This window comes from Erythrobacter sp. THAF29 (assembly GCF_009363635.1).
GTDB lineage: Bacteria > Pseudomonadota > Alphaproteobacteria > Sphingomonadales > Sphingomonadaceae > Erythrobacter.
This window is the reverse complement of record NZ_CP045392.1, coordinates 1,177,837-1,193,185: the sequence shown is the minus strand read 5'-3', so window position 1 is coordinate 1,193,185 and position 15,349 is coordinate 1,177,837. Positions and strand designations below refer to the sequence as shown.

Here is a 15,349-nt window from a genome sequence, read left to right as displayed (position 1 = left end):
CGAATCCCCGAATTTCCGCTGTCATTCCCGCGGAGTCGTTTCGCCCTTCCCGTAATTTCCCTGAAGTATGCTCAATCGAAGGCGAAGCGCATCAAGGCAAGCAATTCTTCACCGTCCGGGCCTGCGAATTCCGCCGTCTCGAACGCCGCCGCATCCGCCAACAGCACCACCTGGCCTTCTCCCACCTTGCAGCGTGCCATCACGCCTCTTGCAAGGATGCCGCAATCTGCGGCGTTCGGGTCGGCCACCGCGATTGCACCGGGATGACCGACGACCAGCCTGGATCTTCCGACAGGGACTTCGTAAAACCCGTTCTCGAAACTGTCGTGATCCTCGACCGATACTTCCAGCCCCCAGCGCGCTACAATTGGTGGGATGAGCGCGCTGTCGACGGGCCTTTGCGGAGAGCCGAGCGGCACTTCGTACTCTCCCGTTAAAAGCGGATCGAGCACCAACAGCAACTTGCCTCCTTCCCTCACCCAGTTGTCGAGAGCGACATTGTCCGCCGGCGCGAGCCCGCGCGGCTGGATTACGGCGAGGCGATCGATATCCCGGAGAGGATCCGTCTCCGCTCCGGTCAATCCTTCTTCGATAGGTGACAAGGTGCCGAGAAGGACAAGATCGTATTCCTGTTCGAGAACCCTGCGTTGCCACGGTACGGGTGCCTCGTCTGAAAGCAGTTCGGGAATATCCACTCCCAGCGGCCAATAGAGCGGCAGACTGCTGTTGAGTCCGAGCTTACGTTTTACAGTGGCACCCTTCGCCGCACCCTCCGCTGCGGACGATCCTTCGTTGCATCCGGCAAGGAGCGCGAGAGCAGCCGCAATCGCAGTAAGTTTACTGAGGACGCTCGACATCGGCGGGTACTGGGAGGCCGGGAGTAGGCTGGACTGTCGGCTTCGCCTCATCGGTCGGGGTCGGGCTCGGCTCGGCAGGGATATCAGGCACCACGCCTGCATCGGCGAGCGGATCGCTTTGCGGCGGAGCTTCGGTGGGTTCCGTGGTCGGTGCCGCTTCGGGCACAGAGTCACGCTCTGCCTGGTCGGCCTGGCTTCCGATGATACTGGCAAGCCCCACGAGCAGTATCATCGCGCCTATCCCGAACAACCCGATCTGCAGACGCTGGACTGCTTCTGCCCGCGTCCCGCCAAGGGGCATGTCAGCGGGCGCGGCTTCGCCGCCGAGGCCGCCAATCGCTCGATTTGACTGATTTTCTTCTGCCATGGGCGGTTAGCCTATCAGCCCGCCTCGTCCTGCGCCAGCCAATCGAAAACGGGTAGCCCCTTCGCCTTCAACCACTCAGCATTATAGAGCGTCGAGAGGTAACGAAAGCCGGTGTCGCACAGGATGGTGACGACCTGTGGGCTTTCGCGACCATCTTCGACCAGTTGCTTGCCGAGTTCGATCGCACCGGCAACGTTGATGCCGGATGAAAGGCCGAGACACAGCCCCTCCTCGCGCAGGAGGCGAGCCACCCAGACGAGACCTTCCTCGTCCGAGATACGAAATTGGGTATCGATCGGAGCGCCTTCCAGATTGGCAGTGATGCGGCCCTGCCCGATCCCTTCCGCGACGCTGGAGCCTTCGCCCTTCAATTCGCCATGCGCGTAGTAATTGTATAGCGCCGCACCATGCGGATCGGTGAGCGCGATGCGAATATTCGCGTTCTTCTCCTTGAGCCCCATGCCGACGCCAGCGATCGTGCCTCCGGTCCCCGCCGCGCAGGTGAACCCGTCGATCCTTCCTTCAAGCTGGTGCCACAATTCCTGTGCCGTGCCTTCGATATGCGCCTTGCGGTTCGCGACATTGTCGAACTGTCCGGCCCAGACCGCGCCTTCGGCTTCCTCGGCCATGCGGCGCGAAACGTGCTGGAAGTGGGCGGGATCGGCATATTTGGTCGGCGGGACGAGGACGAGCTGCGCACCAAGCGCACGCAAAGTGTCCATCTTCTCCTTCGACTGGTTGTCGGGCATGACGATGATCGTCTTGTAGCCCAGCGCATTGGCTACCAGCGCAATCCCGATACCGGTATTGCCGGCCGTCCCTTCGATCACCGTGCCGCCGGGCCTCAACTCGCCACGCTCTTCGGCGTCGCGCATCATGTAGAGCGCCGCGCGGTCCTTCACGCTGGAGCCGGGATTGGCGAATTCGCACTTGCCCCAGATATCGCAGCCCGCCGCCTCGCTTGGCCCGGCGAGCCGCACGAGCGGAGTATTCCCGATGAGGGCGAGCGTGTCGCCGATTGGTTGAGTGATGTTCATGGGCGGGGATTTAGGACGATAGCCCTTCCCCCGCAAACAACATCAATCTTCCTCGGCGATAGTTACCTTTAACCCGTCGAGTTCCGGCGTGAAGGGTATCTGGCAGGAAAGGCGCGAGTTTTCCTTGCGGTGATCGGACGATTCCAGCAGGTCGTCTTCGTCCTCACTCATCGGCGGAAGCTTATCGATTGCACCACCCTCGACATGGACGTGGCAGGTCGCGCACGAGCAGCAACCACCGCACAGCGCCAGCAATTCGTCGAAGCCGTTGTCGCGGATGGCTTCCATCACCGTCAGACCGTCCTCGACGTCGATTTCTGAGGTTTCGCCTTCACGGTTGGTGACGACCAGCTTGGGCATGGATTGCGTTTCCTTCTCGGTGATGTTGCCAGTTACGTTGAGCGCAAGAGAGCGATCTGTTGCAAAACGAAACGCGCTGCTAGGACGTTCCCCGAGATAAGACAAGACTGCGCCAACGCAAGCTGAGGGAAGTGTTAGTGGGGCTCACCGCAAAACAGATTAGGGACGGCCTCGATGCCCTGGCGAGCGAGGACGAAAGGCTGGCAACCGAACTGGCCCGCGTCGGCTATCCAGAGCCGCGCTTGCGCGAACGCGGCTACAAGACATTGCTGCGAACGATCGTCGGCCAACAGGTCTCGGTCGCTGCGGCAAGCTCGATGTGGAACAAGCTCGAGGCCGAACTGGGCGAAGATTTCACGCCCGCCTGCCTGCTCAAGCGCGACTTCGATACTCTGCGAGCCTGCGGGCTGTCGCGCCAGAAACAGGGCTATGCGCGGTCCCTTTGCGAACTGGTCGATGCCGGAGCGATCGATTTCGACGCGCTTCCCGAAGACGATGAGGAAGCGATCGCGGAACTGACACGGATCAAGGGCATCGGCCGCTGGTCGGCGGAGATCTATCTCCTGTTTGCCGAAGGGCGCCCCGATATCTGGCCGGCCGGTGACCTCGCAGTGCAGGAGGGGGTCAGGCGTCTGCTCGAGCTCGATGAGCGTCCGACTGAGAAGCCCTTGCGGGAAATCGGCGGGCGCTGGGCACCGCACCGCGGCGCGATGGCGATATTCACCTGGCACTATTACGCGAACCCGGCACTTTAGCCCGAAATCGCTTGATGCCCCTTTCAAGCTGTGTATTGCACTTGCAATACACCTATTCCCGACGGCTTGATTTAAGGAGGAGAGAAGCCATGTCCCCCATCTCACACAAGGGCCGCCTGCTCGCAGGTGCGCTCGCCCTAGCCGCGCTGGCCGTGCCCGGCGCACTCTATGCGGACCACCATGCCGCGAAGACCGGAGCAACGATGACCCAGACCGCCGAAGCCGCCCCTCTCATTCCGCGCGAAGCGCTGTTCGGAAACCCGACCAAGGCGCAGGGGCGCATCAGCCCCGATGGCAAGTGGCTGAGCTGGCTCGCCCCCCATCAGGGCGTGCTCAATATCTGGGTTGCTCCTGCCGACGATCCCGATAGCGGCAAGCCGGTAACGAATTCGACCGACCGGCCGATCCGCCAGCATTTCTGGGCACCCGATGCGAGCGCGGTCATGTATATCCAGGACAAGGGCGGCGACGAAAATTTCCTGCTCTACAAGATCGACGTGGAGAGCGGAGAGGAAACGGTGCTGACCCCGTTCGAGAATACGCGGGTCCAGATCGTCGGCGCTTCGGAAACGATCAAGGACAAGATCCTGATCGGCCTCAACAACCGCAATCCGCAATTCCACGATGTCTACCTGCTCGATCTCGACACGGGCGAGATGGAACTGGTGCTGGAAAACAACGGCTATGCCGGCTTCATGGCCGACGACACTCTGACGGTGCGCATGGCGATGCGCCAGAACGCGGAAGGCGGCACTGATTACTTCGAAGTGACCGGCAACGTGGTTGCCGAGGAACCTTTCGAATCGACCGCGATGGAGGATTCGCTCACCACCAATCCGGCCGGCTACACCACCGACGGATCGATCCTCTACTGGATCGACAGCCGCGGCCGCAACACAGCCGCGCTCTACGCGCAGGATACAGCGACCGGAGAGAAAACCCTGATCGCCGAGCACGACAAGGCCGATCTCGGTGGCACGATCCGCGACCCCAAGACCGGGGTGGTAGAGGCCTATTCGGTCAATTACCTCAAGAACGAATGGGTCGCCCTCGATCCCGATCTCAAGGCCTCGCTCGACTGGCTCGCCACGCAGCTGGACGGGGAATTCGGCATTTCCAGCCGGACCGATGACGACATGACCTGGATCGTGTGGAACGACCCGCTCACCGCGCCCAGCGCATCCTATATCTACGACCGCAAGGCGGGTACGCTCACACCGTTCTACGTCACCCGCCCCGAGCTCGAAGGTGCGCCGCTCCAGCCGATGCACACGGCCGAGATAAAGAGCCGCGACGGGCTGACGCTGCCGTCCTACCTCACCCTTCCGCCCGGATCGGACAGCGATGGCGATGGCCGACCCGACAAACCCGTGCCGATGGTCCTGCTGGTTCATGGCGGCCCGTGGGCGCGCGACGATTACGGCTTCAACCCGATCCACCAGATGCTCGCCAATCGCGGCTATGCGGTGCTCAGCACCAATTTCCGCGGGAGCACCGGCTTCGGCAAGGACTTCCTCAACGCAGGCAACAAGCAATGGGGCCTGAAAATGCATGACGACCTGATCGACGCGGTCGATTGGGCGATTGCCGAGGGCGTCACCAGCGAAGACCAGGTGGCGATCATGGGCGGTTCCTATGGCGGCTATGCGACACTTGCCGGCCTGGCCTTCACGCCGGAGAAATTCGCCTGCGGCGTCGATATCGTCGGCCCGTCGAACCTCGAAACGCTGCTTTCGACGATCCCGCCTTATTGGGCGCCGATCGTGAAGGTATTCCACGAACGCATGGGCGATCCCAACACCGAGGAAGGTCTGGCGCTGCTCAAGGCCGCGAGCCCGCTTTACAAGGCGGACAAGATCACCAAGCCGCTGCTCATCGCGCAAGGCGCGAACGATCCACGCGTCAAGCAGGCCGAAAGCGACCAGATCGTGGCGGCGATGAAGGAGGCCGGTATTCCGGTCACCTACGTCCTTTACCCGGATGAAGGCCACGGCTTTGCCAAGCCTGCCAACAACATCGCCTTCTTCGGCATCGCGGAAAATTTCCTGTCCGAATGCCTCGGCGGCCGCGCCGAAGAGCTAGGCGACGTGCTCGAACCCTCGACGACCGAGATCGTCGAAGGCGCCGAGCATGTGAAGGGGCTCAAGGCCGCAATCGGCGGCTGACACACCGCGCCCGCTGACAGCACTGTCAGTAGCTGACAAATGGATCGCCCGGGTCTAAACCCCCGGGCGATTTTGATTTGGGAGAGAATTCACATGAGCACAGGCGAAGAGCGCCGCTCTATTTTCATTTCCGGCGGGGCTTCAGGCATCGGCCGCGCCACCGCGCGCTATTTCGGCGAGCGTGGCTGGTTTGTCGGGATCGGCGATGTGAATGAGACGGGGATGGAGGACACGCTTGGCCTCATCCCCGGCGGTTTCAAGTACGCGCACAAGCTGGACGTGCGCGACCGTGAGGCTTGGGACACTGCGCTCGAGGCATTCGCTACCGCCGCCGGCGGACGGATCGACGTGCTGGTGAACAATGCCGGGATTGGCACGGGCGGCCCGCTCGCAGAACTCGAAAAGGACGAGATCGACCGGTGCCTCGATATCAATCTCAAAGGCGTGCTCTGGGGCGCGCAGGCAGCATATCCGCACCTCAAGAAGACCGCACCCGGATCGGTGCTGGTCAATATTGCGAGCGCTGCCGGAATCACCGGCGGCAGCGGAATGAGCGTTTACAGCGCAGCCAAGTTCGCAGTGCGCGGGATTGCCGAGAGCCTCGATGCCGAATGGGCACCTGACGGGATCAAGGTCAATTCGATCTGCCCCAGCTTCATCGAAACGCCCCTCCTCGACGGAACCGGCAACCGCAACTCCAATGAGCCGGTGCGTGCCAGGGTAAGGGCCGCCGGGCTTGAAATCACACCGGTCGAGGAAGTGGCCGAGACAATCTGGGAAGCGGTTCACGGCGACAAGATGCACTACCTCGTCGGCAAGACTGCGCGGCAGATCAACTTCGCCAAGCGCTGGATGCCGGGCAAGGTGCGCAAGCAACAGCGCAATGCGGCGGCGCTGCTGGGGAAGTAGCTACCCGACAATCCTGTCGATCGCGCGAGCCATCTTCGCATCGCGCAGTGACAGTCCGCCATGGGCGCCGGCATCGTGCGTGGTCAGCGTAATCTCGACTTTCGCGTAGACGTTGAACCATTCAGGATGATGATCGTGGCTTTCCGCGATCAGCGCGACGCGGCTCATGAAACCCCATGCTTCGGAGAAATCCGCAAACTGGAAGGTGCGGGTGATTGCCTTGCCTTCGCGAGCGAGCTCCCAGTCCGAGTGGTCTTTCAACAGCTGGTCGCGTTCGTTCTCTTCGAGTTCGGGGACGGTAGCCATCGGGGGAGCCTCCTAAAGCGCGTGTTGTGAGCGGGCGTGCTTTTGCCTAACGCACAAAGCGATGCAAGGTTCTGCCAATCCGTCAATTTCCGCAAGCGATCTCGCGTGCCGCCGGGGCGACCGCCTGCTGTTTCGCGGACTGTCCTTTGCGTTGAAGGCCGGTGAAGCGCTGCATGTGACAGGCGCGAACGGTACGGGGAAGACAACCCTGATCCGTGCGCTCGCCGGTTTGCTGACGCCATATTCGGGGTCGGTCGAAAGCGAGAGCGCAATCGGCCTGCTCGATGAACGGCCAGCGCTCGACCCCGACCTTCCACTCGCCAAAGCGCTTGGTTTTTGGGAGCGTATCGACGGGTGCCGCGATCCTGCCGGGGCATTGTCGGTGCTCGGGCTGATCCCGCTTCTCGAAGTACCTGTGCGATACCTCTCTACCGGTCAACGAAAGCGCGCCGCCTTTGCGGCACTGCTCAATCGCGGTGTGCCGATCTGGCTGCTCGACGAGCCGCTTTCAGGTCTGGACAGTTACGCGATTGCCCAGATCTTGTCGCTGATCCGGCTCCATCAAAGCGGTGGGGGGATTGCCATCATCTCTTCACACCAGCCGCTCGAAATCAAGGATCTGCGCACCCTCGCCATCGAAGATTTCGCGCTAGCCGTGGAAGAATCCTGATGATCGTCACGCTGCTCAAACGCGATCTGGCGAAATTCTTCCCATTCAGCGGAGGCGGGGCCGCGCTGCCGGTCGTGTTCTTCATTGCGGTGGCGATGCTCTATCCCTTCGCGGTTGGACCCGACCCGCAGATGCTGGCGCGCACCGGCGGCGGTGTCGTTTGGATTGCAGCACTGCTCGCCGCCGTGCTTCCGCTCGAGCGATTGGTTGCGCAGGACATCGGACTTGGCACCTTCGACCAACTCAGGCTGCGCGGCGTTACCGAAGAAGCGATGATGGCCGTCCGCATGCTCGCGCACTGGCTCAGCTTCGGACCGCCGTTGATCCTCGCGACATTCCCAGCCGCCGCGCTCCTCGCGCTCGAAGGCGAAACAATGCGTTTGCTGCTGCTCGGCCTGCTGGCGGGCACGCCGGGCCTTGCTGCTATCGGCCTGATGATCGCCGCGCTTACCGCGAGCCTACGCGCTGGCGCGGCGCTTTCAGGGTTGCTCCTGATCCCGCTCGCCCTTCCCATCCTGATCTTCGGCGCCGGCGCGCTGGCGAGGATGGACGGCGCAAGCGTCGGCTTCGTCGCCGCGATCAGCCTGCTGTTGGTGGCAGTCGCTCCCTTTGCCGCTGGAGCAGCGATCAGAGCCGCGCGCGAGGCCTAGACCTTCCAGGCGCTGCTTATATCGGTGCGGAATTTCTTCAACCGAAGGGTGGCGAGCAGCGATTCGAGATTGGCAAGCACGCCGACCACAATCACCGCAATCAGGAATTCGCGCGAATAGCCGAACAGATAGAGCCAGATGACGAATAGCCCCGCCAGCACCGCGCCTAGCTTCGACGAGAGCAGGTGATAGGACGGCAGCACGCCAAACTTGATGAGGCATACGAGACCCGCAGCCGCGTAAGTGATTAGAAAGGCATAGAGCCAGCCGATTTCCGGTTCGATCAGGTGGCGCTCAAAGATGTAGAGGCCGAGCAGACCTGCAAGCGTCGTAAGCCCGTCGGCGATCGTATCGAGCCGCGCTCCGCGCCGTGATGTGGTTCCGGTGTAGCGCGAGATCGGCCCGTCGATTGCATCCGTAGCGAGGCTGATAATGAGCAGGATGAAAAACGCATCCCGCTCACCGATCAGCGCCATAGCAGCCACAATCGGTGCGGCTGCTATCCTGTAACCTGTTATAAAATCGGCAAACGAACGCATGTGATCCCCGCGCGCGCCTTACCAGCGTTTTGCGAGGTCAGGAATAGGGGGGCTTGTCCCTGCCCGTCGGGCTCTTCGTGAAGATCTCGTTCCCGTCCTCGGTGATCGCGATCGAATGCTCGAACTGCGCAGACAGACTCTTGTCGCGGGTCACCGCAGTCCAGCCGTCGCCCAGCACCTTCGCCCACGGCTTGCCGAGGTTGATCATCGGTTCGATGGTGAAGAACATTCCCGGTTTGAGTTCCGGACCCGTTCCCGCCTTTGCCGCATGCACGACTTCGGGCGCATCGTGGAACAGGCGGCCGAGGCCGTGACCGCAGAATTCGCGCACCACGCCGTAGCGGAACTGCCTCGCGTGCGCCTCGATCGCAGCGCCAATATCGCCCAGCCGCGCTCCAGGCTGAGCCGCCTCGATCCCGAGCATCAGGCACTCGTAGGTCACATCCACCAGCCGCTTTGCCTTGATGCTCGGTTCGCCGGCGAAATACATTCGACTGGTGTCTCCGTGCCAACCGTCAAGCAGCGGAGTGACGTCGACGTTGAGAATGTCGCCCTCTTTCAGCACCTTTTCACCTGGAATGCCGTGGCAAATGACGTGGTTGATCGAGATGCACGAGGAATGTGTGTAACCGCGATAGCCGAGCGTTGCCGGGACCGCGCCCGCATCGAGCATCATCTCGCGGATCGCATCATCGATGCTGCCGGTGGTGACACCGGGCTTCACAAGGTCGGCAACCTCGTCGAGGATCGTCGCGGCGAGACGTCCCGCTTTGCGCATTCCTTCGAAGCCTTCCTCGGTGTGAAGCTTGATCGTGCCGTCGCGATAGACGGTCTGGTCGCTGTCGATGAGCTGGTATTCGGTCATGCGCCGCTACTTAGCGATTGCCGCGAGAAAATGCTACTTCCCGAGAGCGAAGGCGGCGCGATATTCGGGCTTCACTGCCGCTATAACCGCCTCGGTGACCGGCAGAGTGAATTCGAAGTCGCCTTCCGCATACGCTCCTGCCACATAAGGCGCGTAATATACCCCGATGCGGTCAAACGTCTCCCCGTTCGACGATCCGAGAAAAACGACCGTTTCCTCCATCGACACGCATTGGTTGGGCCATTCCGTTTCGCCTTCGGGCACTGGTTCGCCGCGTCTTTCGGCGCGCTCGGCATTGAGTAGCGAGCATGCCTTTTGACCGATCGCCCGATCAAGCGCGGATGGCGACAGGAAAAACGCCTGCGGATCGAGCGATGCGCCGGCTTTGCGATCCCAGACCAGGGCCCCCCGGCCATAGTTTCCGTGCGCACCTCCGGTGTAGGAATAGTCGCCATTCGATAGACTGAGGAAACGCGGTGTATCGGCAACGACCCGCCACTCGATTGCATAGCTATGGTTACGGCACGAAGTGAATTCGGGGGGGCAGTCAGCCAGCGCCTGACGCCAGTTTCTTTTCTGCTCGTCGAGGCGCTCGCGGCGATGCACCGTCAACTCCGCAGCCAGTTCGGGGATCGCGGAAACCTCCCTCGGCCAGGCGTACGAGAATTCGCGTTCGGCATTTTCGTCCGTCGAAGTGTCGGAAAAGAGTTCCCGATCAGCGCCCGTTTCCTCTTTCGGCTCGGCAGTCTTGCCGTCTTCCTGCGAGACGGCAGCCGGCCCGACTCCGATGTCCTCTCCCATCGAGTCCGGAGATGAACATGCTGCCACGATTGCGGCTATCCCGATTACAGTCGCACCATGTTTCATCGCCACCCTCCAAAATTCGCGCGTGACAAGTGATGGATCGCGCTTAATTACCCCAGCATGACCGATATCAAAGACCTGATCCAGCCCGACCGCGGGCAGGAAGCCATTGCGATCCACCTCGTCAACAAGAGCAGTTTCGAGGACTTCACCAAGTCCCTATCGGCCGGACAACGCGCCAGCCTATCGGCGCAAAAGTTCGAGGGCGGCGCCTACCAAGTCGGCATCGTACCCGATGGTGACGGTTTTTTCGTTGTGGGCGGCGTAGCCGATCCTGAAGAGCTTTCGAGCTGGTGCCTTGCAAAGCTTGCAGAAGACCTTCCCGAAGGCACCTACCGCCTCGAAGGTCGACAGCCCGGGCCTGCCGCGTTCGGATGGCTAACCGCGCAATACCGGTTCACCCGCTACAAGGACGATGACAAGACAACTGGCCCGCGCGTACTCCTGACCGAGCAGGTCGGGCGGCTCCCAGGCTACATCGCGGAAGCCGAAGCCGAGATATTGGTGCGCGACCTCGTCAACACACCCGCCGAGGACATGGGGCCTGCCGCGCTAGAGGCGGAGTGCGAGAAACTTGCCAAAGCGTATGGCGGGGAACTTTCGGTTACGAAGGGCGACGCGCTGGAACAGGGCTATCCGATGGTCCACGCGGTGGGGCGCGCCGCCGCGCGCCACCACGCGCCGCGCATCATGCATCTTGCCTGGGGAAACGAGGGCGACCCGGTACTTGCCATCGTCGGCAAAGGGGTATGCTTCGATTCGGGCGGGCTCGACATCAAGCCGGCCAGCGGCATGCGGCTTATGAAGAAAGACATGGGCGGTGCGGCGCACGCCATCGCCTTGGCGGGTCTGGTAATGGGCGCGGGAATGAAGGTCCGCCTTCACCTCCTGATCCCTGCGGTCGAGAATGCGATTTCCGGTCCCGCATTTCGCCCCGGCGACGTGCTTTCCAGCCGCAAGGGCCTTTCGGTCGAAATCCATAACACCGATGCCGAAGGGCGCCTCATCCTCGGCGATGCGCTTACCCGCGCGAGCGAGGAAGATCCCGAGCTTGTCATCGATTTCGCGACCCTGACCGGCGCAGCACGTGTCGCTCTCGGCCCGGATTACGCAGCCATGATGGCGCGCGATGATACGACGGCTCAGGCTATCATCGAGGCGGGCAAGGCCAATGACGACGAACCGTGGCGTCTGCCCCTGCCCGATGCCTATCGCGAATACCTCAACTCCGACATCGCCGACATCGTCAACGCGCACTCCAATCCCTATGCGGGCGCGAGCGTCGCTGGGCTTTTTCTCGACAGGTTCGTCGGCGACGAGATCGACTGGGTCCATTTCGACACCTTTGCCTGGCGCCCATTCGCCAAACCGGGCCGCCCGAAGGGTGGCTGCGCATATGGCCTGCGGGCCAGCTGGCACATGCTCAAAGGACGTTTCGGAAACATCTGAAACTGTATCCGTTGAGGACGGGTAGGCGCGGCGCGCTTGCCCGCACTCGCACATGCGTCTAAGCGCCCGCGCAAGCGTTTTGCCGCCAGCAGGCGGTCCAACAGGGGCATAAGGACACGAGACCGGATGAGCGGCACCGAGGTGCAAGCAGCAGACTATAGCGTGCCGGGCGGCAAGCTGGGGCTGAAAGGCCCGGTCGAAAAGCCCGCGCCCGGCACCCTGCCGCTACGCGGAGACCTTGCCCACATTGCTCTCGCCAGCACGCATCTCGCCGCGCACTATGTGATCCCGCATGTCGGCCATGTCGGCGAAAACGGGGCAGAACTTCGCCTCGCTCAGCGCGATGACAGCGAAGTGACCCACTATATCGAACCGGGCACCCGGGTCGAGATACTCGACGTTGCCGGCGACTGGGTGTGGCTATGCCTCGGTCCCGAGGGGCCGAGCGGCTATTGCAAAGCCGATTGCCTCGCCGGTTGATCCGTCTAGAAGCGCCGGATGGCGACACGCATTTTCATCGACGGAGCAGCCGGCACGACCGGCCTCGAGATCCGGGAACGGCTTGAAGGCCGTAGCGAGTTCGAGTTGCTGCTGCTCGACGAGAGCCAGCGCAAGGATGCTGGCGCGCGCAAGACTGCGCTCAGCGAAGCCGATATCGCGATCCTTTGCCTGCCAGACGATGCCGCACGCGAAGCGGTGAGCCTTGCCGAAGGAACAGGCACGCGCATCATAGACGCATCCTCCGCGCACCGCGTGAGCGAGGGCTGGACCTATGGCTTCCCTGAGATCGTCGGGCACGAGAAGATCGCCGGTGCCCGTTTGGTGAGCAATCCGGGGTGCTACCCCACCGGATTTATCGCGCTCGTCGCGCCTCTTGTTCGGGCGGGGCTGGTCCCGGCCGACTGGCCGATGACGGTCAATGCGGTGAGCGGCTATTCGGGCGGCGGCAAGGCATTGATCGAACGGTTCGAAAGCGAGGGCGCCCCGGCGTTCCGTGCCTACGGATTCGACATGGAGCACAAGCACAGGCCCGAAATGAAGCTTCATTCGGGACTTGAGCACGATGTGATCTTCGCGCCATCGGTCGTCCCGGCCTATCGCGGGATGATCGTCGAGGTTCCGCTGCATCTCGGAGCAATGAGCACCGGGGCGTGCGCCGACGATCTGCGAAATTCACTCGCGCAATTTTACGCACATTCGCCGGTGATCGCGGTTCGCGACAAGGCCGACCTTGCTGAAATGACGCTCGAGGTCAGCGCCGCGCCATCCGACGCCATGGAACTGTTCGTGTTCGGCAATGAGGGCGGCTGGCATGCCCGCCTCGTCGCGCGTCTCGACAATCTCGGCAAAGGAGCAAGCGGCGCGGCGATCCAGAACCTCAATATCATGTGCGGGCTCGACGAAACCGCGGGCCTGAAGCTCTAGTCCCGCCTCGTCTCTGCACAAAAATTGGGCAACAAAAGTCCGCGCAATAGGCAGCGCGAATTGCCGCTTACGAAATTTCCGAAAGCGTAATGATCTCGCAAGGGACTTGCGCAGGGATGGAGATAGACTAATCCATCCTTGCGTTCCGTTTGGCATGATTCTTGGATCAAATGATGCCGACAAGCACAACCGGGTTGGGGAAACCGCACACGTGAAAAAGATCGAAGCGATCATCAAGCCCTTCAAGCTCGACGAGGTGAAGGAGGCTCTGCACGAAATCGGCGTGTCCGGTATCACCGTGACCGAAGCGCGCGGCTTCGGCCGTCAGAAGGGCCACACCGAACTTTACCGCGGCGCCGAATATGTCGTCGATTTCCTGCCCAAGGTGAAACTCGAAGTCGTTGTTTCGGACGACCAGGCCGATCGCGTGGTCGAAGCGGTCGCTGCAGCCGCGCAAACCGGACGGATCGGCGACGGCAAGATTTTCGTCTCCCCGATCGAACGCGCCCTGCGCATCCGAACCGGCGAGACCAATGACGACGCGATCTGAATTCTGAACTGATCAAGCCTGCACGAAAGCAGGCACCTCTCGAACTACCAGCCGGAGACATTGAAAATGGCAAGCACCAAGGACGTCCTGAAACAGATCAAGGACGAGGAAATCGAATGGGTCGACCTGCGCTTCACCGACCCCAAGGGCAAGTGGCAGCACCTTACCATGGCGGCGAGCGTCATGGACGAGGACGCCTTGGAAGACGGCCTGATGTTTGACGGTTCCTCGATCGAAGGCTGGAAAACCATCAACGAAAGCGACATGATCCTTAAACCGGACATGGATGCGGTCTATGTCGATCCGTTCTCTGCAACGCCGATGCTGTCGATCTTCTGCGACATCGTCGAACCGTCGGACGGTCAGCTCTACGGCCGCGACCCGCGCTCTACCGCCAAGCGCGCCGAAGCCTATCTCGCCTCCAGCGGCATCGGCGACACCGTCTATGTCGGTCCCGAGCCCGAATTCTTCATGTTCGACGATGTCCGTTTCGAGGACGGCTACGCCGGATCGGGCTACGCCATCGACGACATCGAGCTGCCGACCAATTCCGGCAAGGAATACGAGATGGGCAATATGGGCCACCGCCCGCGCGCAAAGGGCGGATATTTCCCCGTCGCGCCGGTCGACAGCGCCATGGATATCCGCGGCGAGATGGTCTCGACGATGATGGAAATGGGCCTCGACATGGACAAGCACCACCACGAGGTGGCAGCTGCCCAGCACGAGCTTGGCATTACGTTCTCGACGCTGACTAAGACCGCCGACCAGGTGCAGGTCTACAAATATGTCGTGCAACAGGTCGCCCACGCATACGGCAAGACTGCGACCTTCATGCCCAAGCCGATCAAGGACGATAACGGCTCTGGCATGCACACCCACATGTCGATCTGGAAGGGCGGCAACCCGACTTTTGCCGGCAATGAATATGCGGGCCTGTCGGAAACCTGCCTCCATTACATCGGCGGTGTCATCAAGCATGCCAAGGCGATCAACGCCTTCACCAACGCAACGACTAACTCGTACAAGCGCCTTGTACCCGGTTTTGAGGCTCCGGTTCTGCTCGCATACTCGGCGCGCAACCGTTCGGCATCGTGCCGTATTCCCTATGGCGCGGGCGAGAAAGCCAAGCGCGTGGAGTTCCGCTTCCCCGATGCGCTCGCCAACCCGTATCTTGCCTTCTCGGCGCTGCTGATGGCGGGCCTCGACGGGATCGAGAACAAGATCCACCCGGGCGATGCGATGGACAAGAACCTGTATGACCTGCCGCCCGCAGAACTTGCCGATGTCCCGACCGTGTGCGGTTCCTTGCGCGAAGCGCTTGAGGCGCTTGAAGAAGACCACGAATTCCTGCTGAAGGGCGATGTGTTTTCCAAGGACCAGATCGAGGCTTATGCCGAGCTAAAGTGGGAAGAGCAGCTGCGTCTCGAAACCACACCGAGCCCGGTCGAATTCGACATGTATTACAGCTCGTGAACCCACTGGGTTCACTCAAAAGTAGCATGGCGTCCGGAGCGATCCGGGCGCCTGCTTTTTTCGAGACGCTTTGAAGTTTTCCTACCCGGCGACTTTGTGCCAACT

18 protein-coding genes are annotated in these 15,349 nt (G+C 61.6%); 10 read left to right on the top strand and 8 right to left on the bottom strand.

Annotation, left to right across the window (positions count from 1 at the left end):
* Nucleotides 1–71 precede the first annotated feature (71 nt).
* From FIU90_RS05810 to FIU90_RS05795, 4 genes are read right to left on the bottom strand one after another with little or no spacing between them, the layout of a single operon-like run.
* The gene (locus tag FIU90_RS05810; protein WP_152433923.1) at nt 72–857 is read right to left on the bottom strand and encodes a hypothetical protein; all 786 of its coding nucleotides are present in this window, start codon (nt 855–857) and stop codon (nt 72–74) included.
* The gene (locus tag FIU90_RS15725; protein ID WP_234029644.1) at nt 838–1,224 is read right to left on the bottom strand and encodes a hypothetical protein; all 387 of its coding nucleotides are present in this window, start codon (nt 1,222–1,224) and stop codon (nt 838–840) included. Before FIU90_RS15725 ends, FIU90_RS05810 begins: the two co-directional genes overlap by 20 nt.
* A 14-nt stretch (nt 1,225–1,238) precedes the next feature.
* The gene (locus FIU90_RS05800; protein ID WP_152433922.1) at nt 1,239–2,261 is read right to left on the bottom strand and encodes a cysteine synthase A; all 1,023 of its coding nucleotides are present in this window, start codon (nt 2,259–2,261) and stop codon (nt 1,239–1,241) included.
* Nucleotides 2,262–2,303: 42 nt separating this feature from the next.
* Nucleotides 2,304–2,621: a 2Fe-2S iron-sulfur cluster-binding protein gene (locus FIU90_RS05795; RefSeq protein WP_152433921.1), complete on the bottom strand. Its 318-nt coding sequence runs from the start codon at nt 2,619–2,621 to the stop codon at nt 2,304–2,306.
* A 137-nt stretch (nt 2,622–2,758) separates the two neighbouring features.
* On the opposite strand from FIU90_RS05795, the gene FIU90_RS05790 reads away from it, so the two are divergent.
* The 3 genes from FIU90_RS05790 to FIU90_RS05780 all read left to right on the top strand — a co-directional run bounded on the left by FIU90_RS05790 (nt 2,759) and on the right by FIU90_RS05780 (nt 6,450).
* Entirely contained in the window at nt 2,759–3,376 is a 618-nt protein-coding gene (locus tag FIU90_RS05790) for a DNA-3-methyladenine glycosylase (protein ID WP_152433920.1), read from the top strand.
* 89 nt (nt 3,377–3,465) lie between these two features.
* Nucleotides 3,466–5,541, top strand: coding sequence for an alpha/beta fold hydrolase (locus FIU90_RS05785; RefSeq protein ID WP_370515166.1), 2,076 nt, complete (start codon nt 3,466–3,468; stop codon nt 5,539–5,541).
* 93 nt (nt 5,542–5,634) lie between these two features.
* Nucleotides 5,635–6,450 carry an SDR family oxidoreductase gene (locus tag FIU90_RS05780; protein ID WP_152433919.1) on the top strand — a complete coding sequence of 272 codons (816 nt, stop codon included), beginning with the start codon at nt 5,635–5,637 and terminating at the stop codon, nt 6,448–6,450.
* Here FIU90_RS05780 and FIU90_RS05775 read toward each other — a convergent pair whose 3' ends face one another.
* Entirely contained in the window at nt 6,451–6,756 is a 306-nt protein-coding gene (locus FIU90_RS05775; protein ID WP_152433918.1) for a 4a-hydroxytetrahydrobiopterin dehydratase, read from the bottom strand. It abuts the gene before it with no gap.
* Between the two features lie 61 nt (nt 6,757–6,817).
* Here FIU90_RS05775 and ccmA point away from each other — a divergent pair, with 61 nt between their 5' ends.
* Both ccmA and FIU90_RS05765 read left to right on the top strand, forming a co-directional pair.
* Nucleotides 6,818–7,426, top strand: a complete 609-nt coding sequence (ccmA, locus tag FIU90_RS05770) for a heme ABC exporter ATP-binding protein CcmA (RefSeq protein WP_152433917.1) — start codon at nt 6,818–6,820, stop codon at nt 7,424–7,426.
* Nucleotides 7,426–8,076 carry a heme exporter protein CcmB gene (locus FIU90_RS05765; protein WP_152433916.1) on the top strand — a complete coding sequence of 217 codons (651 nt, stop codon included), beginning with the start codon at nt 7,426–7,428 and terminating at the stop codon, nt 8,074–8,076. The genes ccmA and FIU90_RS05765 overlap by 1 nt, the downstream gene beginning before the upstream one ends.
* Here the strand turns inward: FIU90_RS05765 and FIU90_RS05760 are convergent.
* Genes FIU90_RS05760 through FIU90_RS05750 form a run of 3 tightly spaced genes read right to left on the bottom strand, consistent with a single transcriptional unit; the run spans nt 8,073 to nt 10,347 of the window.
* Nucleotides 8,073–8,615, bottom strand: a complete 543-nt coding sequence (locus FIU90_RS05760; protein WP_152433915.1) for a CDP-alcohol phosphatidyltransferase family protein — start codon at nt 8,613–8,615, stop codon at nt 8,073–8,075. The two genes, FIU90_RS05765 and FIU90_RS05760, sit on opposite strands and share 4 nt — an antisense overlap.
* Nucleotides 8,616–8,652: 37 nt before the next feature.
* Nucleotides 8,653–9,480 carry a type I methionyl aminopeptidase gene (gene map / locus FIU90_RS05755; RefSeq protein WP_152433914.1) on the bottom strand — a complete coding sequence of 276 codons (828 nt, stop codon included), beginning with the start codon at nt 9,478–9,480 and terminating at the stop codon, nt 8,653–8,655.
* A gap of 33 nt (nt 9,481–9,513) precedes the next feature.
* Nucleotides 9,514–10,347: a PdaC/SigV domain-containing protein gene (locus tag FIU90_RS05750; protein ID WP_152433913.1), complete on the bottom strand. Its 834-nt coding sequence runs from the start codon at nt 10,345–10,347 to the stop codon at nt 9,514–9,516.
* Nucleotides 10,348–10,404: 57 nt separating this feature from the next.
* Here FIU90_RS05750 and FIU90_RS05745 point away from each other — a divergent pair, with 57 nt between their 5' ends.
* From FIU90_RS05745 to glnA, 5 genes are all read left to right on the top strand, one after another.
* Nucleotides 10,405–11,793 (top strand): M17 family metallopeptidase, encoded by a 1,389-nt coding sequence (locus FIU90_RS05745; RefSeq protein ID WP_152433912.1) that lies wholly within the window; start codon nt 10,405–10,407, stop codon nt 11,791–11,793.
* A gap of 126 nt (nt 11,794–11,919) precedes the next feature.
* Nucleotides 11,920–12,273 (top strand): SH3 domain-containing protein, encoded by a 354-nt coding sequence (locus FIU90_RS05740; RefSeq protein ID WP_152433911.1) that lies wholly within the window; start codon nt 11,920–11,922, stop codon nt 12,271–12,273.
* A gap of 18 nt (nt 12,274–12,291) precedes the next feature.
* The gene (gene argC, locus FIU90_RS05735; RefSeq protein ID WP_152433910.1) at nt 12,292–13,218 is read left to right on the top strand and encodes an N-acetyl-gamma-glutamyl-phosphate reductase; all 927 of its coding nucleotides are present in this window, start codon (nt 12,292–12,294) and stop codon (nt 13,216–13,218) included.
* Between the two features lie 211 nt (nt 13,219–13,429).
* Entirely contained in the window at nt 13,430–13,768 is a 339-nt protein-coding gene (locus tag FIU90_RS05730) for a P-II family nitrogen regulator (RefSeq protein WP_152433909.1), read from the top strand.
* A 66-nt stretch (nt 13,769–13,834) separates the two neighbouring features.
* A complete protein-coding gene (gene glnA, locus FIU90_RS05725) occupies nt 13,835–15,244 on the top strand; it encodes a type I glutamate--ammonia ligase (RefSeq protein ID WP_152433908.1) in 1,410 nt (469 codons plus the stop codon).
* Nucleotides 15,245–15,349: the final 105 nt, after the last annotated feature.